The organism is Kitasatospora sp. NPDC056446, from assembly GCF_042796115.1.
In the GTDB taxonomy this organism is placed as follows: Bacteria; Actinomycetota; Actinomycetes; order Streptomycetales; family Streptomycetaceae; genus Kitasatospora.
The window spans coordinates 1-22,351 of the sequence record NZ_JBHTRF010000071.1 but is presented as its reverse complement, the minus strand read 5'-3'; the positions used below and the strand labels follow the sequence as shown (position 1 = coordinate 22,351).

The window sequence follows — 22,351 nt, the reverse complement described above, 5'->3', positions numbered from 1 at the left end:
GGTGGGCTCAGGGGGTGGGCTCCGGGGGTGGGCTCCGGGGGTGGGCTCAGGGTGAGCCGAGCACTTCCCCGAGGGCTTTGAGGAAGCGGTCGGTGGTCTCCTGGTCCCGGACGGCGATCCGCAGCCACTCCGTGCCCAGCCCCGGGAAGGTGTCCCCGCGCCGGACGGCGAAGCCGTGCTCGCGCAGCCGCTCCCGGACGGCCGCCGCGTCCGGCAGCCGGACCAGCACGAAGGAGGCGGCCGGCTCGCCGTACAGCCGGACGGACTCGAAGGCCGCCAGGCCGTTCACCAAGTACGCGCGCCAGGAGGCGAGTCCGACGGCGGCCCGGTCCGCCTCGGCGAGCGCGGCCGGGCCGCTGCAGGCCTCGGCGGCGGCCAGCGCCGGGGTGGAGACCGGCCACAGCGGCTGGGCGGCGGCGAGCTCGGCGATCAGCGGCGCGGGCGCCAGCACATAGCCGATCCGCAGCCCGGCCAGGCCCCAGGTCTTGGTGAGGCTGCGCAGCACGACCACCCGGCCGGGCAGGTCCCGGACGGAGGCGAGGGACTCCCGCTCGCCCGGCACGGTGTCCATGAACGCCTCGTCCACCACCAGGGTGCGCCCGGGCCGGGCGAGCGCCGCCACGGCCCCGGCGGGGTGCAGGACGGAGGTCGGGTTCGTCGGGTTGCCGAGCACCACCAGGTCCGCCTCCTCGGGGACGGACCCCAGCCGGAACCCGTCCTCGGGGGTGAGCAGCACCCGGTGCACCCGGTGCCCGGCGTCCCGTAGCGCGGCCTCTGGCTCGGTGAACTGCGGGTGCACGACCACAATGTGACGTGCCGTCACCACCCGGGCCAGCAGGACGAAGGCCTCGGCGGCGCCCGAGGTGAGCAGCACCTCCCCGACCGGGCGGGCGTGCCGGGCGGCCACCGCGGCGCGGGCGGTGCGCTGGTCGGGGTAGGCGGCGAGGTCGGCGAGGGTGGCGGCGAGGCGCTCGCGCAGCCAGGCCGGGGGCGTGCCGGTGCGGACGTTGACGGCCAGGTCGACCAGGCCCAGCCCGTCGGCGCGGACCTCGGCGTCGCCGTGGTGGCGCAGGTCGGGTTCGGGGGCGGTCACGCAGGGTCTCCTTGGGCGGTGGTGGGGGAGGGGGCGTCGGGGGCGCGGTGCGGCGGGCCGGACGGACCGGACGGACCGGACGGGGCTGAGGGGTCGGATCCGGGGTCGACCGCGGCGGGCGGCCCGTGCACCGCCACCCGGGCGACCGCGACCGTCGCCGCCGCCGACTTCCGCTTGGCGACCACCAGCCGGCCGCCCGGCGCGCTCGCCAGCGCGGCCGCCTCGGCGACGCTCGCGGTGCCGACGGCCGCCCCGACCCGCGCGGACGGGTTCGGCACCGGCACACCCGCCAGCTCCCGCGCGGGATGTTCGTCCACCGGCACCCCGCCCAGGCAGAACGCGACCCAGCGCACCGCCGGGTGGTCCGCCTTGCCGGCCACGGTGGCCACCCGGGCCACGGCGGAGCGGTCCAGCCCGGCCTCGTCGAGCACGGTCGTCAGCAGCCGCATGGCCTCGGTCCGCCCGGCAGCGGCGGCGGCGCCGATCCCGACGACGAGCGTGCGCGGGGGCACCGGTGGCATCCCGGGGGCGACCAGTCCGATCACGTGCCGCGCTCCTTGCCGTCCCGGCCCCCGCGTGCGGGCCTCCGTGATCCCACCACGGTCGGCCGGAGGGGGTCAATCGGGGCGGGTGTGACGTCCGCCGCCGGGTCGCGGTACGGGCCGGGGCACGGGCCGCGGTACGGGTCGCGCGGGCCGTGCGGGCCGCATTTCCGCACGTCCACGAACCGGATCGCCCGCTCGCGGCAGGTGTTCGTCTGTTCTTCACTTGTCTTGTGCGGTACACGACACCGCGGCGATCCTACTGTTCTCGGCGCTCCCGCCCCGGCAGCCCCGACCCCGGAGGACCCCATGGCCTTCGCACGACCGCGTACCCCCGGCACCCCCACCCCCGCCCCGTCCGCCGCCGAGCACCCCGCCCGCCGCCGCCGGCTCCGCCCGCTGACCGCCCTCGCCGCCGGCCTCGGCCTGGTGGCCGGCTCGCTCGGCCTCTGGGCCGCCGGCGGCAGCGCGGCCGCCGACACCGCCGCCGGCCTGCCCGCGCCGGACCACGTGGTGGTCGTCGTCCTGGAGAACCACGCCTACTCGCAGGTCATCGGCAGCTCCGGCGCCCCGTACATCAACGGCACCCTGGTGGCCGGCGGCGCGAAGCTGGCCCAGTCCTACGCGCTCACCCACCCCAGCCAGCCCAACTACTACATGCTGTTCTCGGGCAGCGCGCAGGGCATCGTGGACGACAGCTGCGTGGACGTCGGCGCGCTCCAGCAGCCCAACCTGGCTTCCGAACTGCTCGGCGCCGGCCAGACCTGGGCCAGCTACAACGAGGGCCTGCCCGCCCCGGGCGCCACCGACTGCCGCGTCGACAACTACGCGCAGAAGCACAACCCGTGGTTCGGCTTCGGCAACGTGCCCACCGGCAGCGCGTACGGCATGGACGCGTTCCCGACCGACTTCACCACCCTGCCCAAGGTCTCCTTCGTCGTCCCGGACCTCTGCGACGACATGCACGACTGCTCCGTCGGCACCGGCGACTCCTGGCTGCAGGCCAACCTCGACGGCTACGCGCAGTGGGCGCAGAGCCACAACAGCCTCCTCGTCGTCACCTTCGACGAGGACAACAAGCTGTCCGGCAACCGCATCCCGACCCTGGTCTACGGCGCCCACGTCGCCCCCGGCAGCAGCACCGCCACCACGTACAACCACTACGACGTGCTGCACACCCTGGAGGACCTGGCCGGCCTCGGCACCCACGCGGGCAACTCGGCCGGCGCCGCCGACATCACCGGCATCTGGAACTGACGCCCGTGTACGTCGCGGACTCCCGCAGTTCGAAGGCCCCCGCCGCACCGGCCACCGGCCCGGTGCGGCGGGGCGCCGTCCCCGGGACGGTGCTCGCCCTCGGTGCCGTCAGCCTGGTCACCGACGTCTCCTCCGAGATGGTCACCGCCGTCCTCCCCCTCTACCTGCTCACCGGACTCGGCCTCTCCCCGCTCGGCTTCGGCCTGCTCGACGGCATCCAGAACGGCTTCAGTGCCCTGGTCCGCCTCGCCGGCGGCCACCTCGCCGACCGCCGGGGCCGCGACGGCGCCACCCGCCACAAGGCCGTCGCGGCCGTCGGGTACGGGCTGTCCGCGCTCTGCCGGCCGCTGCTGCTGCTCGTCCACACCGTGCCGCTGATCGGCGCCGTGATCGCCGTCGACCGCACCGGCAAGGGCCTGCGCACCGCGCCCCGGGACGCGATGATCTCGCTCGCCACCGAACCCGCCCACCGCGGACGGGCGTTCGGCGTGCACCGGGCGATGGACACGGCCGGCGCCCTGCTCGGGCCGCTCACCGCCTTCCTGGTGCTGCGCCTGGCCGGCGGCCCGCTGCTCGCCGACGGCGGTGAACGGCACGGCTACGACGCGGTGTTCACGGTCAGCTCGTGCGTCGCCGTCCTGGGCGTGCTGATCCTGCTGCTGTTCGTGCCCAACCGGCAGGCCGGTGACGACCCGTCGACTCCGGCACCGGCACTGCGCGACAGCCTCACCCTGCTGCGCCTGCCCGGACTGCGCAGGCTGACCGCCTGCGCCGTCCTGCTCGGGCTGACCACCGTCAGCGACTCCTTCCTCTACCTGCTCGTCCAGCGCCGGCTGCACCTGTCCGTCGACCTGTTCCCGCTGCTGCCGCTGGGCACCGCCGCCGGCTTCCTGCTGCTCGCCGTCCCGCTCGGCGCGCTCGCCGACCGGATCGGCCGCCACCGGCTCTTCCTCGCCGGACACGCCGTGCTGCTGCTCGCGTACGGGGTGCTGCTCTCGCCCCTGCGCGGGCTGCCGGCGGTGGTCTGCGTGCTGGCGCTGCACGGCGCCTTCTACGCGGCCACCGACGGCGTGCTCGCCGCCGCGGCCGCCGACGCCGTCCCGCCCGAACAGCGCGGCGCCGGGCTCGCCCTGGTCGGCACCGGGCAGGCACTGGCCCGGTTCGCCTGCTCACTGCTGTTCGGCGCGCTCTGGGGCGTGATCGGCGGCCCCGCGGCGCTGGGCTGGTCGGCGGGGGCGCTGGCGCTGTGCGTGCTCGGCGCGGCCTTGGTGCTGCGCCCCGCCGCGCCCGCCGCCGTGTCTGCCGCCGATCCCGCCGCCGCCGTTCCCGTCGTAGCCGATCCCGCCGCCGCCGAGTCCGCTGCCGTTCCCGCGCCCGCCGAGTCCGTCGCGTCCGCCGAGGAGAAGCCGTGAACCTGCAGAACCGGACCAGGGTGATCGTGCTCCTGGTCGCCGTCCTGGTGCTCGGCGCGGTCGGCACCGGGGCCGTGCTCTACGCCGCCGACCGCACCGCCCGCCGGGACCAGGTCCAGGCCGGCGGGCCACCGGTCGAATCCGGCCCCGTCTCGCTCCAGGTGCCGAGCGGCGGCCGGGAACTGCTGTTCCGCAACATGGCCTGGGGCCCGCACCGGGACGAGATCACCACCGTCCCCGCCGACCACCCGGACGGCCCCCGAACGGCCTCCGGCGTCCAGTGCCTGCGCTTCCACGCCGCCGCCGGCACCGGCATCTGCCTCCAGGCCCAGCGCGGCGCGCTGGAGGACACCTACCGGGCCGTCATCCTGGACGACCACCTGCGCGAGCGGCGCTCCTTCCCGGCCGCCGGCATCCCCACCCGCTCCCGGGTCTCGCCGTCCGGGCACCTCGCCGCCTGGACGGTCTTCGTCAGCGGCGACTCCTACGCCGGCAGCGACTTCTCCACCCGCACCTCGATCGTGGACGTCCGCGACTGGAACCTCCGGGAGAACCTGGAGGACTTCACCGTCATCCTGGACGGCCGGCCCTACCAGGCGCACGACATCAACATCTGGGGCGTCACCTTCGCCGACGACAACACCTTCTACGCCACCGTCGCCAGCGCGGGGACGACCCACCTCGTCCGCGGCGACCTCGCCGCCCGCACCCTCACCGCCCTGCACGACAACGTCGAGTGCCCCTCGCTCTCCCCGGACGGCACCCGCGTCGCGTACAAGAAGCGCGTCCCCGGCCTGCCCGCCGACGCGCCGTGGCGGCTGTACGTCCTCGACCTCGCCACCATGACCGAGACCGCCACCGCCGAGCAGCGCGACATCGACGACCAGGCGCTCTGGTCCGGCGGCGACACCCTCGTCTACGCCCTGCCCGGCGACTACGGGGCCGACCTGTGGACCGTCCCGGCGGACGGCACGGGCAGTGCGCGGCCGGTCACCAAGGCCGCGGTGGCCCCCGCCTACCTGGGCTGAGGAACTCTCGGCTACGGTCCCACGTCGAGCACAGTGTGACGTCCTGATCGGAATGTCCGGATCGAACGTCCTGATCGAGGGGGAGCGAGCAACCATGGACGGCATCCCACCCGAGCGCATGGTGACGGACTCCTGGCCCGCCCTGCACGGCCGCCCGGTCCTGCGGCGCACCGTCGCCGTGGGGCTGGTGCTGTGCGTGTCCGTCGCCGCCGCCCTCGTGGTGCGCGGCGTCAACTCGCTCACCCTCGGCCGCACCGGCCACGAGACCGACCGCGACCGCGCCGAACGCCTGGCCGGCCTCCACCCCTCCCAGCACCCCGGCACCGACCGCTACTACGTCCCGGTCGGCGCCGTCTACACCCACACCTCCGACGGCGCCCCCGTCGCCTACCTCCACTACCGCCTCGGCGGCGGCCGGGCCCCGGGCCTCGGCGAGTTCCTCACCGCCTACGACCTCCCCTCCCCGGGCCCGACCGCGCCCCTCCCGCCCGACCTCGTCGCGGCCCTCGGCGGCGACGAACCGGCCGAGGCCCCGGAACTCCCCGACGGCCCCCTCCCGCCCTCCTCGCCGCCCTCCGCCACGGCCGCCGTCCCCTCGCCCTCCCCCTCCCCGGCCGACGACGGCCCCGCCCAGGTCCTCGCCCCCGAGGCGGACCCCGAGGCCGAGCCCGACTCCGAGGCCGACCCGGAGGCCGAGGCCGCCCCCGCCCCCGCCCCCGAACCGACCCCCGAAACCGAACCCCCGACCCCCACCCCCACCCTGGCCCCCACCCTCAGCCCCACCTGGCCCCCCACCCCCACCCACGCCCCCACCGCCCGCCGCATCTACGTCGCCACCATCCCCGGCGGCCTCCCCGGCGCCGCCGACATCTACATCCGCGCCACCGGCTGACCGCCCGCCCGCCGGGCCGGCCGTCGGTCAGGTCACGTCCCGGTCGATGGTGAAGGCCATGACGCTCCCGGGCTGGAGGGGGAAGGGAAGCTGGATCAGCCCGGCCGTGGTGTGGAACGGCGCGGGGAAGGTGGCCCGGACGCTGGCTCCGTGGGCGGCCCCGAGCGCACTGATCTCCGAGGCGTTCACGCTCAGCCGGGTCGGCCTGAGAGCCGGGTCGACGGTGAGCCGGTACTCGGCGTCGGTGACGTGGCGGAACACCTGGGCCTGGACGCGGATCCGCCGGTCGTTGCCCACGAACTTGCGCGCCGTGACACTCAGCTCGACGAGATGCCCGACGGTGACCTGGGCGTCGTGCGGGACCGCGAAGTGTTCGATCCTCGCCTGCCCGCCGGCGACGGTCTCGTGCGTCGCCGGCCGGCGCTCCAGCTCTCGGTTGTCCACCCGGACCGCGCCGATGGTGAAGACCTCGGGGTCGTCCGGGTCCAGATTGTCGTCGATCATCCAGCGGAGCAGGCACTCGGGTCCGGTGAAGCCGTCCAGGCCGGTGTCGTCGTTGGAGGCGAGGCAGGCGATCGTCACCAGCGCGGGCAGGGCCTCGATCCGGTAGGAGATCCGGAAGCTCTGGTAGATGTAGTCGGGGTGGGCGTCACCGTCCGGTGCGGGGGAGAGCAGGCAGTCGTAGCGGTAGGCCGACAGTGCTCCGGCGAACAGCGGATCGCGCACCGGCCCGAGGACGTCCTGCATGCCGCGGAGCACGGCGCTGTCCACCTGCTCCGTGGTCTCCCGAACGGTGAGGGAGCCGATGGCCAGGGTGACCGTGGCCGCCGACACGAAGGCACCGCCGATGAGGCTGAGGACGGTGGCGAGGACCTGCTGGTGGGTCAGCAGCGCCGCCGTCACGACGCACACCAGGCCCACCGTCAGGGCGAGGGTGTTGACCAGTGCCAGTACCTTGCGCAGTTGTCGTTCCTGAGACACGGCCACGCGCCACCCCCCGCGGCGGCGTCAGAGCGCCGCCCCCGCTGTGATGATCCGGACGATCCGATCGGACACCTGCCCGATCTCCTGGGCCGTGCGGATGTTGTCGGACTGGCCCTCCGTCAGGAAGACCAGGGCGATCCGACCGGCCGGATGCAGGACGATACCCGCGTCGTTGACGATCCCGCGCAGGCTGCCGGTCTTGTGCCGGACCGGCACGTCGTCGTCGAGGCGGGACGGAATCCTGTCGTTCCGAAGGTAGTTGACCAGGTAGCGGCGGACCGGCTCCAGGTGCGGTGTCCGGTCGATGTGCTCGATCAGGCGCAGCATGTCCTCGGCGGTGGTGGTGTTGGCACGCCCGAGCGGTCCGAGCTCCCGCTCGGAGAACCCCGCCGGGAAGGCCGTGTTGTGCAGTCCGAGGGCCTTGACGGTGGCGTCGATCCGCTCCTGTCCCAGGACCGCGCGAATGTGCTCGGCCGCCGGGTTGTCGCTGGTCACCAGGGCGAAGCCGCACAACTCCCGTACCGTGACGGTCGAATCGTGGTCGAAGGCCTGGAGGACGCTCGGGTACATCGTGCCCGGAAGGGAGCCGATCCGCACACGGGCCCCGGGGTCCAGCTCGCCGCGTTCGGCCGCCTCGAAGAGGGCGACCCCGAGGATCATCTTCGCCAGGCTCGCGGCTGGCAGGACCAGGTCCGCCCGGTGGGCGACGGTCAGTCCGGGGCCGTCGAACGTCTTGACCAGGACGCTGCGCACGCCTGGGTCAGCGGTCGAGACGAACCCTTCGATCTGTGCGGCGATCGCCGCGTGGAGTCCGTCGGAATCGACCATGGGGGTCATCCCATTCCTTCCGCGCCGGTTGGGTCGGGCTGACAGCCGTCTACCCGTTTGTGACCTCCGTACCCGGAATCGGGTGGAGACAGCCGAATGCCTGCGGGGCTGCTGCCCGCAGGCATTCGATCGGGTTCCGGTCAGCGGGTGGTGGCGGGGACGGGGGGCGGGGTCGGAGCTTTGGCCGGGGTCTGCGCCGGTGCGGGGGTGGGAGCCGGGGTCGGGCGGGTGGGGGACTGGCCGGCGATCAGGGCGGCGAGGGCGAGGAGGAGGCCGAGGACCTGCCAGGGGGTGAGGGTCTGGCCGAGGACGACGAGGCCGCCGATGGTGGCGACGATCGGGTTGATCAGGCCGAGGAAGGAGGCCGGGCCGGCGCCGAGGTGGGCGATGCCGCGGAACCAGAGGACGTAGCCGAGGGCGGTGCTGAGCAGTCCCAGGTAGGCGAAGCCGGCCAGGTTGGCGACGCTCAGGGCGGGCGGCGCGCCCTCGACGAGCGCCGCGAGCGGGACCAGGAGGACCGAGCCGGCGAGGAGCTGCCAGGCGGTGAGGTCGAGCAGGGTGGCGCCCTCGGGGCGGCCCCAGCGGCGGGTGAGGACGGTGCCCATGGCCATCAGGGCGATCGCGGCGACCATCGCGGCGATTCCGACGCCGTCGAGGCGGGCGCCGCTCTTGAGGACCAGGAGCGCGACCCCGCCGACGCCGACCAGTCCGGCGGTCAGGGCGCGCCGTCCGGGCCGGATGCCGAGGACGCCGATGGAGAAGCCGGCGACGAGCAGGGGCTGGATCGCCCCGATGGTGGCCGCGACGCCGCCGGGCAGGCGGTAGGCGCCGACGAAGGTGAGCGGGAAGAACAGCCCGATGTTGAGCATCCCGAGCACTGCCGCGCGCCCCCACCAGCGCCCCCTGGGCAGTTTGCGGCCGATCATCAGCAGGAGCAGTCCGGCCGGCAGGGCGCGCAGCGCGGCGAGCAGCAGCGGGCGGCCCTCGGGCAGCAGCTGGGTGGTGACCAGGTAGGTCGTGCCCCAGGCGGCCGGGGCGAGTGCGGCGGTGGCGGCGATTCCTGCGCGCTTGCGGTCCATGGCGACCATCCCCTCAACGTTGATTATCTGAACGTTGAGATAAGTTCTACGCGGGCAGGTAGGTGAACGTCAAGTATGTGAAGGTTAAGATATTCGGGCGGGGCACCAGAAGAGCAGGACCGGGAGAGGCGGCAGACCATGCAGCAGCGCGACACCATCGACGACATCGTCGAGCAGTGGGCGAGGGCCCGCCCCGACCTGAACCCCGAGGCCATGGCGCTGATCGGCCGGCTGCGGCGGCTCAACGTCCGGGTCGACAACGCCCTGCGCGAGTACTTCACCACCTGCGGCCTGGACTCCTCGGAGTTCGACGTCCTGGCCACCCTGCGCCGCTCCGGCGAGCCCTACGAGCTCAACGCCCGCGCCCTGCTCAAGTCCGCCATGGTCACCTCCGGCGCCATCACCAACCGGGTCGACCGGCTCTCCGCCAAGGGCCTGGTCGAGCGCAACCCCTGCCCGGACGACCGCCGCGCCGTCCTCATCCGCCTCACCCCGGCGGGCAAGGAACTGATCGACGGCGCCCTGGCCGGACACGTCCGCAACGAGGAGCGCATCCTCGCCGTGCTCGACGAGGACGAGCGCGTCCGGCTCGACGGCCTGCTGCGCAAGCTCCTCATCGCGCACGGCGACACCGAGTCCCTGCTCTGAGCCGCCGCCGGTGCCCCGCCCCGGGACGGCCGGGCGCGGGACGGGGCGGGGCGGGGCGCCGGAGCGTGTCCGGCGGCCTCCTGCCCGCGTTAACCCGGACGGAGCCGCGCATGCGGACCCGCACCGGAGGAGAGGCCCGATGAAGGACAAGACCCCCAGGGACATCGCCGTCGACGACCAGCTGCGGGCGGCCGGCGCGGAGGGCGCCCAGTGGCTCAGCGCCGCCGGGTGGGGCCCGCCGGTGAAGGTGCCGCTGCAGAACGCGGCCAGGTGGCAGCAGGAGACCCGGTCCCGGATGCTCGCGGCGCAGGCGGACGAGTCCTGCACGTGGTGCGACCACCTGCTCCACGGCGGCCCGCAGCCCGTCGTGGTGCACGCCGAGCACCCGACCCACCTGGTCTGCCGCGCCTGCTCGACCGCCGCCCGCCCCGACCGCCTCTGCCTGGACTGCGGAAAGCCCGCCGGCTCCAAGTCCGTGGCGGACGGCCGCGAGGACGTCTGCATGGGCCCGGTGGCGATCTACACTCGCCTCCGCTGCGCCGCCTGCTTCCGCGTCGGCGACCCGGTGACCGGCACCTTCGGCAACGGCACGGCCTGAGGAGCCGGAGCGGCCCGAGGCGCCGGGGCGGCCGAGGACTCAGGACCCCGGGTGACTCCGGCAGCGCTCCGCGATCAGCGCGGCACAGTCCGCCGCCGTGGCCCGCGAGGTGTCCACGACCAGGTCGTACGCCACCCCCTCGTGCACCGCCGCCGCCTGCGCGGCGGCCATCCCGGCGACCCGGTCGCCGCGCGCGGCCTCCCGGGCGGCTGCCACCGCCGGGTCGCAGCGCACCCCGACCCAGAGCACGTCCAGGCCCGTCAGCGCCGCCCGCCAGCGGGCCTGCGAGGCGGTGGTGCCGAGGAACACCTCGTCGACCACGATCCGGGCGCCGGCCCGGGCCATCGCGGCCAACCCGGCGGTCCAGGCGGTGTCGAGCGCGGCGAAGGCCGGGCCGACCTCGACCGTGCCGTCGCCCTCCGCCACACCGCCGATGCCCTCGCCGCCGGCCAGCAGCGAGGGCGGCAGCGCGCCGACGAGAGTGTCGGCGCCGAGGTGCAGCCACGGCCCGGGCAGCAGCTCCTGGAGGCGCCGGGCGATGCTCGACTTGCCGGAGCTGGAGCCTCCGTTGAGGACGATCACATGCATGCCCGCATGCTAGGCACGAACGGTCCGGCGGGCAGCCGGATTACCGGCCCGCGAGGCCCGCGAGGCCCCCCTGGCCCGCTCAGCCCTCCCGCCCCTACCGCCCCGCCAGGCCCGCCCGGTACGCCGCCGCGGCGGCCGTGAAGGACGAGGCCAGGGACGGCGCCCCCGCCCAGTGCAGGTGCAGGTAGGAGGCGTGCACGTTGCCTCCGGCGAAGCCCTCCGTGCGCGGCCCGGTCGGCAGGTGCCAGCCCCACGCGGGGTGTTCGCCCGCGCCCGGTTCGCAGACCGTCCGGTGGAACTCGTGGCCGCGCAGCCGGGTGCCGGCCACCGCGAGCGGCGAGTCGTGCAGGGCGACGGCCTCCCGGTAGCCGAGGGTGAGCCGTTCGGTCATCCGGGCGTCGGCGGCGAGCACTCCGCACATCGGCAGGCCGTCCAACTCCCGGCCCAGGTAGAGCAGTCCGGCGCACTCGGCGGCGATCGGCCCGCCGTCGGCGGCGAAGGCCGCGATGGCCGAGCGCAGGGCCGCGTTTCCGCTCAACTCCCGTACGTACAGCTCCGGGAAGCCGCCGCCGATGACCAGTCCGGCGGTGCCCTCCGGCAGTGCCGAGGCGTTCAGCGGGTCGAACGGGACGACCTCGGCGCCCGCCGCGCCGAGCAGTTCGGCGTTCTCGGCGTACGAGAAGGAGAATGCCGCGCCGCCCGCGAGGGCGATCCGGGGGCGTCCGGCGACCGGGCTGACCTCGGCCGAGGCGTCCCAGGGTTCCGCGTGTAACTCGGGTGCGGTGCGGGCGAGTTCGAGCAGGGCGTCGAGGTCGACGGAGGAGCCGACCAGGTCGCCCATGTCGGCGACGGCCTTCAGGGCCTCCGCCGAGCGTTCCACCGCCGGGATCAGTCCGAGGTGGCGGGAGGGCGTGGCGACCGCCGCCGAGCGGCGCAGCGCGCCGAGCACCGGCACGCCGGAGCCCTCCTCCAGGGCCTCGCGCAGCAGGTGCTCGTGCCGGTCGGAGGCGACCCGGTTGAGGATCACCCCGGCGAGCCGGACCTCCGGGTCCCAGGAGGCGAAGCCGTGCACCAGCGCGGCCACCGAGCGGGACTGCGAGGAGCCGTCCACGACCAGCACCACCGGTGCCCGCAGCAGCTTGGCGACGTGCGCCGTGGACGCGAGCTCCCCGCGCCCGGAGGCCCCGTCGAACAGGCCCATGACGCCTTCGACCACCGCGATGTCCGCCCCCGCCGCGCCGTGCAGGAACAGCGGGGCGATCCGCTCCGGACCGCACAGGAAGGCGTCCAGGTTGCGCCCCGGGCGCCCGGCGGCGAGCGCGTGGTAGCCCGGGTCGATGTAGTCGGGGCCGACCTTGTGCGGCGACACCGCCAGCCCGCGCGCGGCGAGCGCCGCGATCAGGCCGGTGGCGACGGTGGTCTTGCCGGCGCCGGAGGAGGGCGCGGCGATGACGAGGCGGGGGATGTTGCTCAACGGTCTACCACTCGATCTACCACTCGATGCCGCGCTGGCCCTTGCGGCCGGCGTCCATGGGGTGCTTGACCTTGGTCATCTCGGTGACCAGGTCGGCGAAGCCGGTCAGCGCCTCGGGCGCGTACCGGCCGGTGATGACGACGTGCTGGCTGCCCGGGCGGTCCTTCAGGACGGCGACCACCTCGTCCGGGTCGACCCAGCCCCAGTGCATCGGGTAGGTGAACTCGTCGAGCACGTAGAAGCGGTAGGTCTCGGCCGCGAGGTCGCGCTTGACCTGCTCCCAGCCCTCCTTGGCCGCTTCCTCGCTGGTCATCTCCTGCTCGGCGGAGCGCTGGATCCAGGACCAGCCGGAGCCCATCTTGTGCCAGTCGACGGTGCCGCCCTCGCCGGAGGCGCCGAGCACGCGCAGCGCGTTCTCCTCGCCGACCTTCCACTTGGCGGACTTCACGAACTGGAACACCCCGACCGGCCAGCCCTGGTTCCAGGCCCGCAGCGCCATGCCGAACGCGGCCGTGGACTTGCCCTTGCCGGGGCCGGTGTGCACGGCGGTGATCGGCTGGGTACGGCGCTGACGGGTCGTCAGGCCGTCGTCGGGGATGCTCTCGGGAACGCCCTTGGGCATGGGTCAGGCCGCCTTTCGCAGGGTGGTCGCTCGGTGGTCGCGGACGGTGGTGGGGCGGTTCTCCCGGACGAGCGAGGCGACGCCCTCGGCGCGCAGCTCGTCCAGGCTGACGGCGGTGCCGCCGAGCTGCCCGGCCAGGGTGCGGGCCAGGCCCAGGCGGACCGGGCCGGACTCGCAGTCCAGCACCACGCTCGCCGTGCCCTGTGCCGCGAACAGCGCGGCGGCCCGGTGGGACTGCGTGAGCGCGTCGCGCCCGCCGGTGGCCCGGCCGTCGGTCACCACGACCAGCAGCGGGCGGCGGTCGGGGTCGCGCAGCCGCTCGACCCGCAGCACCTCGTGGGCGCGCAGCAGTCCGGCGGCGAGCGGGGTCCGCCCGCCGGTGGGCAGCGTCTCCAGTCGGGCCGCGCCGACCTCGACGGAGGAGGTGGGCGGCAGCGCCAGCTCGGCGCCGGCGCCCCGGAAGGTGATCATGCCGATCTTGTCGCGCCGCTGGTAGGCGTCCATCAGCAGCGACAGCACGGCGCCCTTGACGGCGGTCATCCGCTGCCGGGCGGCCATCGAGCCGGAGGCGTCGACCAGGAACAGCACCAGGTTGGACTCCCGTCCCTGGCGCACCTGTTCGCGGAAGTCGTCCTTCTTCAGCACCAGCGCCCGGCCGCTGCGCCCGCGCGCCGCCTGGTGCGGGGCGGCGGCCTGCAGCGTCGCGGTCAGGTGCAGCCGGCCGAGCGCGCCCTGCGGGCGGCGGGCGCGGATGGTGTGCCCGCCGTTGGTCTCGGCGGGGGAGCGGCGGCCCTGGGCGCCACGGCCGGTGCCCCGGACGGTGAAGAGCTTGGTCCGGTACGGGTCGCCGGCCGCGACCGGCGACGACTCCCGTGCGGGGGAGGGGTGTTGGGCCGGTACGGGCGGCTGCGCCGGCAGGTCGTCGCCGGGCGTCGCGGCCGGTTCCGGCGCGCCGCCGTCGGACGGCTCGGGGGCTCCGCCGCCGTCCGGCCCGCCCCCGTCCGGCCCGTCGCCGCCGTCGGAACCGCCGTCGGGCCCGCCCTCAGGGTCGTCCCCGCCGTCCCCGGGGCCGTCGCCCTCGGGCTCCGGGTCCTCCTCCTGGGCGTGCTCCTCCAGCGTCCGGTCCAGCTGCTCCTCGTCCAGCCCCGGCGCGTCGAAGGGGTTGCGGCGCCGCCGGTGCGGCAGTGCCAGCCGGGCGGCCGTGCGGACGTCCTCCTCCAGCACCTCGGTGCGCCCGTCCCAGGCGGCGAGCGCGACGGCGGTGCGGGCCATCACGATGTCCGCGCGCAGCCCGTCCACCTCGAACGCGGCGCACACGGCGGTGATCTGACGCAGTGCCACATCGGCCAGTTCGACCTTGGGCAGCAACTCCCGTGCGGTGGTGATGCGTTCGGCGAGCTCCCGCTCCTCCTCGGCGAACCGGGCGGCGAAGCCGGCCGGGTCCGCGTCGTAGCCGAGCCGGCGCCGGACGACCTCGGCGCGCTCGGCCGGGTCCCGGGTGGCGGCGATCTCGACGGTCAGGCCGAAGCGGTCGAGCAGCTGCGGACGCAGCTCGCCCTCCTCCGGGTTCATCGTGCCGACCAGCAGGAACCGGGCCGCGTGCCGCACCGACACGCCTTCGCGCTCGACGTACGAGCGGCCCATCGCGGCGGCGTCCAGCAGCAGGTCCACCACGTGGTCCTGGAGCAGGTTGACCTCGTCGATGTAGAGCACGCCGCGGTGCGCCTTGGCGAGCAGCCCGGGTTCGTAGGCCTTGACGCCCTCGGCCAGCGCGCGCTCCAGGTCGAGCGAGCCGACGATCCGGTCCTCGGCCACGCCGACCGGCAACTCGACCAGCTGGGAGGGCCGTTCGTGGCTCCCGGGGGCGTCGTGCGGCCCGTCCGGGCAGTGCGGGTCCGGCGCGGCCGGGTCGCAGGCGAACCGGCAGTCGTCCACGGCGGCGATGGAGGGCAGCAGCCCGGCCAGCGCGCGCACCATGGTCGACTTGGCGGTGCCCTTCTCACCGCGGACCAGCACGCCGCCGACGGCCGGGGAGACCGCGTTCAGCAGCAGCCCGAGCCGAAGGTCGGCCATGCCGACGATCGCGGTGAACGGATAGCGGACGTCACTCATGCGTCACTCCCAGGTGCCCCGGGCGGCAGGTTCGGCAGCGATCCGGCCGCCGGCACCCCGCCCTCGATCAGCTTCCACAGCGCGTCGGTGTCCGCGTGTTCCTCGATCAGGTCGCCCAGCCGGTCCAGCCGGGCCTCGCGCGCTTCGGCGAACGAGGTGTCCGGCGCCGGGACGAACGCCCGGCCCGCCAAGTCGGCGACCTCGCGCAGGAGTTCACGGCGGAAGCCGTCGTTCTCCAGCGCGCCGTGCCAGGTGGTGCCCCAGACCGAGCCGACCCGGCAGCCGTCCAGGCCCTGCCCGTCGCCGTCGGAGAAGAACGGTTCACCGCCCTCGACCGTCACCACCCCGTGGTGGATCTCGTAGCCCTCGACCCGGTGCCCGTACGCCTCGCCGACCGGCCGTGCCAGCACCTTGCCGACGCCGAACCGCACCTCGGCCGGCAGCAGCCCGAGCCCGTCCACGAGGCCGGCCCTGGACTCCACCGCGTCCTCGATCGAGCGCGCCAGCATCTGGTAGCCGCCGCACACCCCGAGGACCGGCAGGCCGGCCGCCGCCCGCGCCTTGAGCACCGGCTCCAGGCCGCGCTCACGCAGCCAGGCGAGGTCCGCCACGGTGGCCCGGGTCCCGGGCAGCACCACCAGGTCGGCGTCGGCCAGCTCCTCCGGCCGGGTCGCCCAGCGCACCAGCACGCCCGGCTCCTGCGCCAGCGCGTCCAGGTCGGTGAAGTTGGACAGCCGGGGGAAGCGCACCACGGCCACCCGCAGGACGTCCGCCCCGAGCGGCCCGCGCCCGTCGACCCGGTCCACCACCGTCGACAGGTCCAGCGAGTCCTCGGCGTCCAGCCACAGCCCGGGCAGCATCGGCAGTGTGCCGAGCACCGGACGGCCGGTCAGCTCGTGCAGCATCTCCAGCCCGGGCGCGAGCAGCCGCGCGTCGCCGCGGAACTTGTTGACGAACCAGCCCGCCACGTGCCGCTGGTCCTCCGCCGACAGCAGGGCCAGCGTCCCGTACATCGCCGCGAACACCCCGCCGCGGTCGATGTCCCCGACCACCACCACGGGCAGCGCGGCGGCCGTGGCCAGGCCCATGTTGGCGATGTCGCGGTCGCGCAGGTTGATCTCGGTCGGCGAGCCGGCGCCCTCGCAGACGACCACGTCGTAGCGCCGGCGCAGGTCGGCCAGGCACTCCAGGGCGCGCTCCAGCAGGACGGGCTTGCGCTCGCGGTAGTCCAGCGCGCCCACCTCGGCGACCGGCCGGCCCAGCAGCACCACCTGGCTGCGGCCGTCCGCGCCGGGCTTGAGCAGCACCGGGTTCATCGCCGCCTCCGCCTCCACCCGGGCGGCCTGCGCCTGCATCGCCTGGGCGCGGCCGATCTCGGCACCGTCGGCGGTGACGAAGGAGTTCAGCGACATGTTCTGTGCCTTGAACGGCGCGACCCGCACGCCCTGGCGGGCCAGCCAGCGGCAGATGCCGGCTGTCACCACGCTCTTTCCGGCGTCCGAGGTCGTCCCCGCGACCAGCAGCGCGTTCGTCATGCCCTTCCCCTCTTCCCCAGGAGCGCGCGCAGCAGGACGTGCCCCGCGACCGTCGTACCCAGCGCCAGCACGCCCACCCGCCGGGAGAGCGCGCAGGCCCGTTCGATGTCGTCCACCGTCACCGGCCGCAGTTCCGCGCCCAGTACCGGCCGGTGCTCGACCCTCTCGCCGTAGCGCAGCGTCCCGCCCAGCCGGACGCCCACCGCGCCCGCGAAGGCGGACTCCGCCTGGCCCGCGTTGGGGCTCGGGTGCGAGGAGCCGTCGCGCCGCCAGACCCGCCAGGCGGTGCCGGGGTGCGGGGCGGCGGCGACCGTCAGCAGCGCCGTCAGCCGGGCGCCCGGCCAGCCCGCCACGTCGTCCAGCCGGGCCGAGGCCCAGCCGAACCGGGCGTAGCGCGGCGAGCGGTGGCCCACCATGGCGTCCAGGGTGTTCACCGCGCGGAACGCCAGCAGCCCGGGCGTGCCCGCCAGGGCACCCCAGGTGAGCGCGTTCACCACGGCGTCGGCGGTGTTCTCGGCCACCGACTCGACCACCGCGCGGGCGATCTGCGGGCCGTCCAGCGCGCTCGGGTCCCGCCCGCACAGGTGCGGCAGCCGTTCCCGGGCCGCCGTCAGGTCGCCGTCGGCCAGCGAGCGGCCGATCGTACGGGCCTCCCGGGTCAGCGAGGTGCCGCCGAGCACCGTCCAGGTCGCGGCCGCGGCCAGCGCCGCCCGGCCCAGCGGGCGCCGGCCCGCCGTACGGTCCAGGGCGAGCGCGCCCGCCGCGACCGCGCCCACGCACAGCGCGGTGTACCCGGCCCCGGCGGCCCGGCCGTCGCGCCACAGCCGCCGCTCCAGCCGGGTCGCCGCGCTACCGAAGAGGGCGACCGGATGGCCCCGGCGGGGGTCGGCGAAGCGGGCGTCGGCGGCGTAGCCGGCCACGGCGCCCAGCGCGTACGCGGCGGCGCGGGCCGCCGGGCGTATCGCGGCCCGGCGCACGGTCACCGGCCGCACGGCGGAAGGCAGCTCAGCGGAAGGCAGACCAGTGGAAGGCGGCCCGTCGGGAGGCCGCTCGGCGGAAGGCAGCCCGTCGGAGGACGACCCGTCGTGGGAGAGCTCGGAGCCCGGCCGGGCGGGGCAGCCTGCATCGCGTGGGTGTCCTCACTCAGGGTCCGCGCCCTGGTTCGACGTAACGGGGGCGAGAGTCTCCTGGCTTCCGGGTCGGACGCACCCCCGGAGCCTTCCGGCGGCTTCTGACGGCCTGCCGTGATGGGCCCCTCCTGTGCGCTGGCGGGCAAGGAGGGAGTTCCGAGCGTGCTCCCCGGTGACAGTGGCGGGACCGCGCCGGACTCGCACCGGCTTCCTCTCCATGCCTCCGATTGGCCCCAGGATCCCATCACGCGGCCGAACCGGGAGTCAACCGAGGTCACGGAGGGGTTGGTCACACGGAACACCCGCTGACGGGCTGTGGGATCGCCCAGCGCGGCACCACCCCGGCCCGGGCCGCTTCGTGCGTTCGGTCGCTGGGGCCGCGCCGTGCTCCGCCCCTACCGTTCGGTGGCATGCGCCGCAGAAAGCCCCCCGCCGCCCAACCCCCGGTGCCGTTCTCGCCGGGGGCCGCCCGCGCCCACCGGGCCGCCCTCGGGCTGACCCCCGAGCAGGTCGCCGAGGGCATGGCCGCGCACGGTGTCCGGCTGCTGCCCGTCCACGTCCTGGCCTGGGAGAACGGCGAGCTGCGCCCCGACGAGGCCGAGTTCATCGCCCTCGCCCGGGCCCTCTGGTGCCCCGCCGTCGTCCTGATGGACACCCGCCCGGTCCGGCTGCGCGACCACCGGATCGCCCGCGAACTCGGCCAGGCCGCCGTCGCCGACCGCACCGGCACCGCCCTTGACGCCTACCGGCAGGCCGAACTGACCGGCCACTGGGACGGCGACGAGGAGCAGACCCGGGCCCTCGCCGAGGCCCTCGGCCTGGGCCTGCCCGAGCTGGTCGAGGCGACCGGCCGCCGCGAGGCCCTGGACCACCTCCTGCGCCAGTGCGTCGCCGGCCGCTGGCAGCCGCACCTGCGCGCCCTCGCCCGTCTCGTCCCGGCCCCCGCCGACACCCTCGCGGCCGCCCTCACCGCCCTCCACCAGGAGCACCACGTCCCCACCCACTGGGGCGCCACCACCCGCGCCGCCCCGCCCCCGACCGCCGACTCCCTCACCCCCCGCTTCTGGCACCTCCTCACCACCGGGCCGACCGGCGGGACGGCCTGACCCGCTCTCCTCCGACCCGCTCGTCCTGACGCGCCCCCCACGACCCGCTCGCCCTGACCCACGCCCACAAGCCACGCCTCCGACCCGCCCCCGGTGACCCGGACGGCCCAGTCCGGTGGCCGGTCGGACGGGGCGCCGGTGGACTGGTGTACGAACACCGTCCGGTCCGTGAGCAACAGTGAGCAACAGAGCGGGGAACGTTATGCGCTGGGGAACCGCCGCCACCGTGGCGGCCGCCGTCGTCGGCGCCGGGGCCGCCGTCCTGGTGATCGGCCGCCGGGCCTCCGAGCGGATGGTCCGTCCGGTCGCCGCCGTCCAGGAGTCCGGGCCGGTCGTCGTCCGGAGCCTCGGCGCCGGCAGGATCACCTTCAGCCGCGGTCCGGAGAGCCTGCGCCCCGGCCGCTGGGCGGTCGAGTGGGACGGTGGCGGCCACGCGGTGGTCGAGGAGGTCCTGCACAGTGACGAGCAGGGCGTCACCCGCCGGCTGGTGCGCGCGGACCGGGGCACCCTCGCCGCGGGCACCGAGGTCCGCTTCACTCCCCGGGTCCACCTGGGCGACCCCACCGCCGCGCTCGGCCTGGCCTTCACCGAGACCGCGGCGGACGGCGAACTCGGTGCCCTTCCGGCCTGGTACCTCGACGGCAACCGCGGCACCTGGGTGATCCTGGTGCACGGCCCCGAGGCGGACCGCGGGCAGACCCTCCCGGTCCTGCCCGTCCTGCACCGCCTGGGCCTGCCCGCGCTCGCCGTCACCTACCGCGGCGACGAGGGCGCCCCGGCCTCCCCGGACGGGTACAGCCACTTCGGCGAGACGGAGTGGCGCGATGTGGAGGCGGCGGTACGGCTGGCGCTCGACAACGGCGCGGGCCGGGTGATCCTCTACGGCTGGTCGACCGGTGCCACCACGGTCCTGCAGACGGCGGCCCGGACCGCCTGGTCGCACGCCGTCCGCGGCCTGGTCCTCGACTCGCCGGTGCTCGACCTGCCGGCCACCGCCCGCCGCGACGCCGAGCGCCTCGGCTTCCGGGGCGCCGCCGCCGGGCTCGGCGCGCTCGCCGCCGAGGGCCGCACCGGCGTCGACCTCGCGGACTTCTCCCGGATCGCCGACGGCACCGACCTGCGCGTCCCCACCCTCCTGCTGCACAGCCCGGCCGACCGGGTCTCGCCGTTCGGCAGTGCCGAACGCCTCGCCGCCGCCCGCCCCGACGTGGTGAGCCTGCGGCCGTTCCCCGGCGCCGACCACGCCACCCTCTGGAACTCCGCCCCGGACCACTACACCGAGCTCCTCCGCCGCTGGCTCACCCCGCTGCTCTGAGGGGGAGGGCCCCGCCGGGCGGTGCCGGTCGAACGGGCGCCCCCGGGAGCGAGGGCCGGGCCGCGCCGTTGCGGAGGCTCCCGGCGCCGCCGGAAGTCGGCCCGGCCGACTTCCCGTGCGGCCGAAACGGCCGGGCTTGTCCGCCATCCGTCCGGATTCGGGCTCGACAGCCGGTCCGGCCGTCGGGCGGCGCCGATGCCGTCCGGGGCGGCCACCGGCCCGTCAGGGGCACAATGTGGCCCCTGTGGCGACCCGCCGTCATCACGCTCCGTAGCCGCCCGAACGGTTCCGGCAACCGTCCTGGCTCACCTGGCATGAGCAGGCCACGCGTTTCCGGCCAGGCGGTTTGCCGCTGTTGCCCGATCTTGCGGAGGTGCTGCCGCCGGTTGTCCGGTCGTACGGACAACCGGATGTGACAGAAGGCCGGTACAAGGGGAAGACTGCTCGACGTGACGTCTCGGAACCCGCGCGACCGTGATGCCCCGCTCCCGCCTCCGAACGGTACCGGTGCGACGGTGACCCGTCTCCCCGGCACGGCCCAGCGGCCAGCCGGCGGCAGGCCGAACGGGGCGGGTGTCCCCCGTAACGGCGTACCCCGGCGACGAGGGCCCGCCCCCGCGCCCGGGCGGGGCCGGGTTCCGGTGCCCGAGGGCTTCCCGGCTCCGGCCGAGCTGGCGCCGCTGGCCCGTCGGATGCTGGTGGACGCCGTCCGGATCGCCCGCTGGGCCGGGGAGCTGGACGAGGTCGACAAGCGCGGCGAGCTGCTCCCGGACGAGGTCCGCGCGGCGGGCCGGGCCCTGGCCATGACCGTCGGCGAGGCCGCCAAGGCCTGGGGGCAGGCGCTCCTGGTGGGCCTGGTGGAGGCCCGGGACGGCGGCGCCGGCCCCGGCTGGCGCCTGCACGCCTGGGAGCACGACGACGAGGCCGTGGTGCGCGGCTGGTCCGCGCTGTTCGACGCCTGGACCCTGCTCGCCCCGGTGCCGCCCGCCGCGCTGCGCGGCGTGTTCGCCGTGCTGGCCGGGCAGGCCGTGGACCAGGCCCCGCAGCTGCTCTCCTTCCTGCACCTGGTGGACGGCCCGGTGGCGGAGAGCGAGCTGCTGGAACTGCTGCGCCGAGGCCTGGACGAGCGCCGGGTCGGCGGGGTCGCCGGTCCGGGCCTGTCGCCCGTGCCGCACGCCGCCTCGGCGGTGTCCGCCGTGCGCGGCACCTGCCGGGAGCCGCAGATCGACACCCCGGCCTCGCCCTCGGACGTGGCCGCCGTCCTGGACTGGATGCTGGACGGCCTGGCGGCGGTCGGCGCCCTGGTGCGCAGGAACGACGCCGCCGAGCTGTCGCCGCTCGGCCACTGGGCGGTGCGGGCGAAGCTGGAGGAGATCTGCACGGTCGCGCAGACCGCGGCCGGGCACATCGAGCAGAGCGCCTTCGAGCTGCTGAACGCCTGCGCCGACTACTCGCCGGGCCCGGCCCGCGCCGAGTACCGCGCCTGGGTGGCGGCCCGTCCGGCGGACCGGGCGGTGGCGGAGCTGCTGGAGGCGGCGCAGGGCGACGACGCGCTGGTGCGCGGGCTGGCCTTCGAGGCGCTGCGGGTGGCCGGCGGCCCGGCCGAGCAGGCGGTGCGGGCGGTGGTGGACGCGCCGGCGCTGCGCCCGTACGCGCTGCTGTGGCTGGCCGAGCGCTCGGACGAGGGGGTCTCCCCGGCGGACGTGCTGGGCGCGGAGGACGCGGCCTGGCTCTGGGTGGACACGGCGGCGGCGGTGCTCGACCACGGTGAGACGGAGCTGCTGGTGGGCCATGTGGAGGGCGCCTCGGCGGGCGACCCGGTGCGGCTGTTCGCCCGGGCCCGGCAGTCCGGGCACCCCCGGGCGGCCTCGGTGCTGACGGCGGTCTCCGGGGTGCACCCGGACCCGGGCGTGGCCCGGGCGGCCCGCCGCTCGGCCTTCAGCGTGCACACCGGCGGCGCGTAGGCGGCCGCCCGGCACAGCGAACGCGGCCGCCCCGCACAGCGCATAACGGAAGGGCCCGGAACCGATCGGTTCCGGGCCCCTACCGCGGTCGCTTAAAAACCCACCCAGCCCACGAGACAGAACTCAATCGGGAAAGCCGGGCTG

The 22,351-nt window shown here is 75.6% G+C and carries 20 protein-coding genes and 1 riboswitch; of the genes, 9 read left to right on the top strand and 11 right to left on the bottom strand.

Annotated features, from left to right (window positions below; translation table 11 throughout):
• Positions 1-46: 46 nt before the first annotated feature.
• Both cobC and ACFQ6N_RS31685 read right to left on the bottom strand, forming a co-directional pair.
• On the bottom strand, positions 47-1,093 hold the full coding sequence (gene cobC, locus ACFQ6N_RS31690; RefSeq protein WP_380656545.1) for an Rv2231c family pyridoxal phosphate-dependent protein CobC: 1,047 nt from the start codon (positions 1,091-1,093) through the stop codon (positions 47-49).
• The gene (locus ACFQ6N_RS31685) at positions 1,090-1,638 is read right to left on the bottom strand and encodes a cobalamin biosynthesis protein (protein ID WP_380656542.1); all 549 of its coding nucleotides are present in this window, start codon (positions 1,636-1,638) and stop codon (positions 1,090-1,092) included. The genes cobC and ACFQ6N_RS31685 overlap by 4 nt, the downstream gene beginning before the upstream one ends.
• A gap of 306 nt (positions 1,639-1,944) precedes the next feature.
• Between ACFQ6N_RS31685 and ACFQ6N_RS31680 the strand changes: the two genes are divergently transcribed.
• The 4 genes from ACFQ6N_RS31680 to ACFQ6N_RS31665 are packed head-to-tail and all read left to right on the top strand — an operon-like array spanning position 1,945 to position 6,224.
• Positions 1,945-2,892 carry an alkaline phosphatase family protein gene (locus tag ACFQ6N_RS31680; protein ID WP_380656539.1) on the top strand — a complete coding sequence of 316 codons (948 nt, stop codon included), beginning with the start codon at positions 1,945-1,947 and terminating at the stop codon, positions 2,890-2,892.
• 5 nt (positions 2,893-2,897) lie between these two features.
• A complete protein-coding gene (locus tag ACFQ6N_RS31675) occupies positions 2,898-4,304 on the top strand; it encodes an MFS transporter (RefSeq protein ID WP_380656536.1) in 1,407 nt (468 codons plus the stop codon).
• Positions 4,305-4,306: 2 nt separating this feature from the next.
• Complete coding sequence (locus tag ACFQ6N_RS31670) at positions 4,307-5,332, top strand: TolB family protein (RefSeq protein ID WP_380656611.1); 1,026 nt, start codon at positions 4,307-4,309, stop codon at positions 5,330-5,332.
• Between the two features lie 52 nt (positions 5,333-5,384).
• Positions 5,385-6,224, top strand: a complete 840-nt coding sequence (locus ACFQ6N_RS31665; RefSeq protein ID WP_380656533.1) for a hypothetical protein — start codon at positions 5,385-5,387, stop codon at positions 6,222-6,224.
• A 27-nt stretch (positions 6,225-6,251) separates the two neighbouring features.
• On the opposite strand, the gene ACFQ6N_RS31660 is transcribed toward ACFQ6N_RS31665, so the two are convergent.
• From ACFQ6N_RS31660 to ACFQ6N_RS31650, 3 genes are all read right to left on the bottom strand, one after another.
• Positions 6,252-7,211, bottom strand: coding sequence for a hypothetical protein (locus tag ACFQ6N_RS31660; protein ID WP_380656531.1), 960 nt, complete (start codon positions 7,209-7,211; stop codon positions 6,252-6,254).
• 21 nt (positions 7,212-7,232) lie between these two features.
• Entirely contained in the window at positions 7,233-8,036 is an 804-nt protein-coding gene (locus ACFQ6N_RS31655) for a serine hydrolase (RefSeq protein WP_380656528.1), read from the bottom strand.
• 140 nt (positions 8,037-8,176) lie between these two features.
• Complete coding sequence (locus ACFQ6N_RS31650) at positions 8,177-9,115, bottom strand: EamA family transporter (RefSeq protein WP_380656524.1); 939 nt, start codon at positions 9,113-9,115, stop codon at positions 8,177-8,179.
• Positions 9,116-9,253: 138 nt separating this feature from the next.
• Between ACFQ6N_RS31650 and ACFQ6N_RS31645 the strand changes: the two genes are divergently transcribed.
• Positions 9,254-9,763 carry a MarR family winged helix-turn-helix transcriptional regulator gene (locus ACFQ6N_RS31645; protein WP_380656521.1) on the top strand — a complete coding sequence of 170 codons (510 nt, stop codon included), beginning with the start codon at positions 9,254-9,256 and terminating at the stop codon, positions 9,761-9,763.
• A gap of 139 nt (positions 9,764-9,902) precedes the next feature.
• Complete coding sequence (locus tag ACFQ6N_RS31640; RefSeq protein WP_380656518.1) at positions 9,903-10,361, top strand: hypothetical protein; 459 nt, start codon at positions 9,903-9,905, stop codon at positions 10,359-10,361.
• A 39-nt stretch (positions 10,362-10,400) separates the two neighbouring features.
• Here the strand turns inward: ACFQ6N_RS31640 and cpt are convergent, their stop codons facing one another.
• The 6 genes from cpt to ACFQ6N_RS31610 form a co-directional block, all read right to left on the bottom strand.
• The gene (cpt, locus tag ACFQ6N_RS31635) at positions 10,401-10,943 is read right to left on the bottom strand and encodes a chloramphenicol phosphotransferase CPT (RefSeq protein ID WP_380656608.1); all 543 of its coding nucleotides are present in this window, start codon (positions 10,941-10,943) and stop codon (positions 10,401-10,403) included.
• 100 nt (positions 10,944-11,043) lie between these two features.
• Positions 11,044-12,423, bottom strand: a complete 1,380-nt coding sequence (locus ACFQ6N_RS31630; RefSeq protein ID WP_380656515.1) for a cobyrinate a,c-diamide synthase — start codon at positions 12,421-12,423, stop codon at positions 11,044-11,046.
• Between the two features lie 16 nt (positions 12,424-12,439).
• Positions 12,440-13,045: a cob(I)yrinic acid a,c-diamide adenosyltransferase gene (gene cobO, locus ACFQ6N_RS31625; protein WP_380656512.1), complete on the bottom strand. Its 606-nt coding sequence runs from the start codon at positions 13,043-13,045 to the stop codon at positions 12,440-12,442.
• Positions 13,046-13,048: 3 nt separating this feature from the next.
• Positions 13,049-15,157, bottom strand: a complete 2,109-nt coding sequence (locus tag ACFQ6N_RS31620; protein ID WP_380656509.1) for a putative cobaltochelatase — start codon at positions 15,155-15,157, stop codon at positions 13,049-13,051.
• Positions 15,154-16,692, bottom strand: coding sequence for a cobyric acid synthase (locus ACFQ6N_RS31615; RefSeq protein ID WP_380656507.1), 1,539 nt, complete (start codon positions 16,690-16,692; stop codon positions 15,154-15,156). Before ACFQ6N_RS31615 ends, ACFQ6N_RS31620 begins: the two co-directional genes overlap by 4 nt.
• Positions 16,689-17,675, bottom strand: coding sequence for a cobalamin biosynthesis protein (locus ACFQ6N_RS31610; RefSeq protein ID WP_380656504.1), 987 nt, complete (start codon positions 17,673-17,675; stop codon positions 16,689-16,691). The genes ACFQ6N_RS31615 and ACFQ6N_RS31610 overlap by 4 nt, the downstream gene beginning before the upstream one ends.
• A 197-nt stretch (positions 17,676-17,872) precedes the next feature.
• A riboswitch (cobalamin riboswitch) is annotated at positions 17,873-18,037 on the bottom strand.
• A 195-nt stretch (positions 18,038-18,232) separates the two neighbouring features.
• On the opposite strand from ACFQ6N_RS31610, the gene ACFQ6N_RS31605 reads away from it, so the two are divergent.
• The 3 genes from ACFQ6N_RS31605 (at position 18,233) to ACFQ6N_RS31595 (ending at position 22,207) form a co-directional block, all read left to right on the top strand.
• On the top strand, positions 18,233-18,928 hold the full coding sequence (locus tag ACFQ6N_RS31605; protein WP_380656501.1) for a helix-turn-helix domain-containing protein: 696 nt from the start codon (positions 18,233-18,235) through the stop codon (positions 18,926-18,928).
• A 202-nt stretch (positions 18,929-19,130) separates the two neighbouring features.
• Positions 19,131-20,243 carry an alpha/beta hydrolase family protein gene (locus ACFQ6N_RS31600; RefSeq protein ID WP_380656499.1) on the top strand — a complete coding sequence of 371 codons (1,113 nt, stop codon included), beginning with the start codon at positions 19,131-19,133 and terminating at the stop codon, positions 20,241-20,243.
• A 641-nt stretch (positions 20,244-20,884) separates the two neighbouring features.
• Positions 20,885-22,207: a hypothetical protein gene (locus tag ACFQ6N_RS31595; protein WP_380656497.1), complete on the top strand. Its 1,323-nt coding sequence runs from the start codon at positions 20,885-20,887 to the stop codon at positions 22,205-22,207.
• Positions 22,208-22,351: the final 144 nt, after the last annotated feature.

What these genes read in the sequence shown, in the direction of transcription:
- ACFQ6N_RS31650 (WP_380656524.1), bottom strand. Translation starts at nt 9,115, where the DNA reads ATGGACCGCAAGCGCGCAGGAATCGCCGCCACCGCCGCACTCGCCCCG.
- ACFQ6N_RS31615 (WP_380656507.1), bottom strand. Translation starts at nt 16,692, where the DNA reads ATGACGAACGCGCTGCTGGTCGCGGGGACGACCTCGGACGCCGGAAAG.
- ACFQ6N_RS31640 (WP_380656518.1), top strand. Translation starts at nt 9,903, where the DNA reads ATGAAGGACAAGACCCCCAGGGACATCGCCGTCGACGACCAGCTGCGG.
- ACFQ6N_RS31605 (WP_380656501.1), top strand. Translation starts at nt 18,233, where the DNA reads ATGCGCCGCAGAAAGCCCCCCGCCGCCCAACCCCCGGTGCCGTTCTCG.
- ACFQ6N_RS31655 (WP_380656528.1), bottom strand. Translation starts at nt 8,036, where the DNA reads ATGGTCGATTCCGACGGACTCCACGCGGCGATCGCCGCACAGATCGAA.
- ACFQ6N_RS31645 (WP_380656521.1), top strand. Translation starts at nt 9,254, where the DNA reads ATGCAGCAGCGCGACACCATCGACGACATCGTCGAGCAGTGGGCGAGG.
- ACFQ6N_RS31665 (WP_380656533.1), top strand. Translation starts at nt 5,385, where the DNA reads ATGTCCGGATCGAACGTCCTGATCGAGGGGGAGCGAGCAACCATGGAC.
- ACFQ6N_RS31680 (WP_380656539.1), top strand. Translation starts at nt 1,945, where the DNA reads ATGGCCTTCGCACGACCGCGTACCCCCGGCACCCCCACCCCCGCCCCG.
- ACFQ6N_RS31600 (WP_380656499.1), top strand. Translation starts at nt 19,131, where the DNA reads ATGCGCTGGGGAACCGCCGCCACCGTGGCGGCCGCCGTCGTCGGCGCC.
- ACFQ6N_RS31620 (WP_380656509.1), bottom strand. Translation starts at nt 15,157, where the DNA reads ATGAGTGACGTCCGCTATCCGTTCACCGCGATCGTCGGCATGGCCGAC.
- cobO (WP_380656512.1), bottom strand. Translation starts at nt 13,045, where the DNA reads ATGCCCAAGGGCGTTCCCGAGAGCATCCCCGACGACGGCCTGACGACC.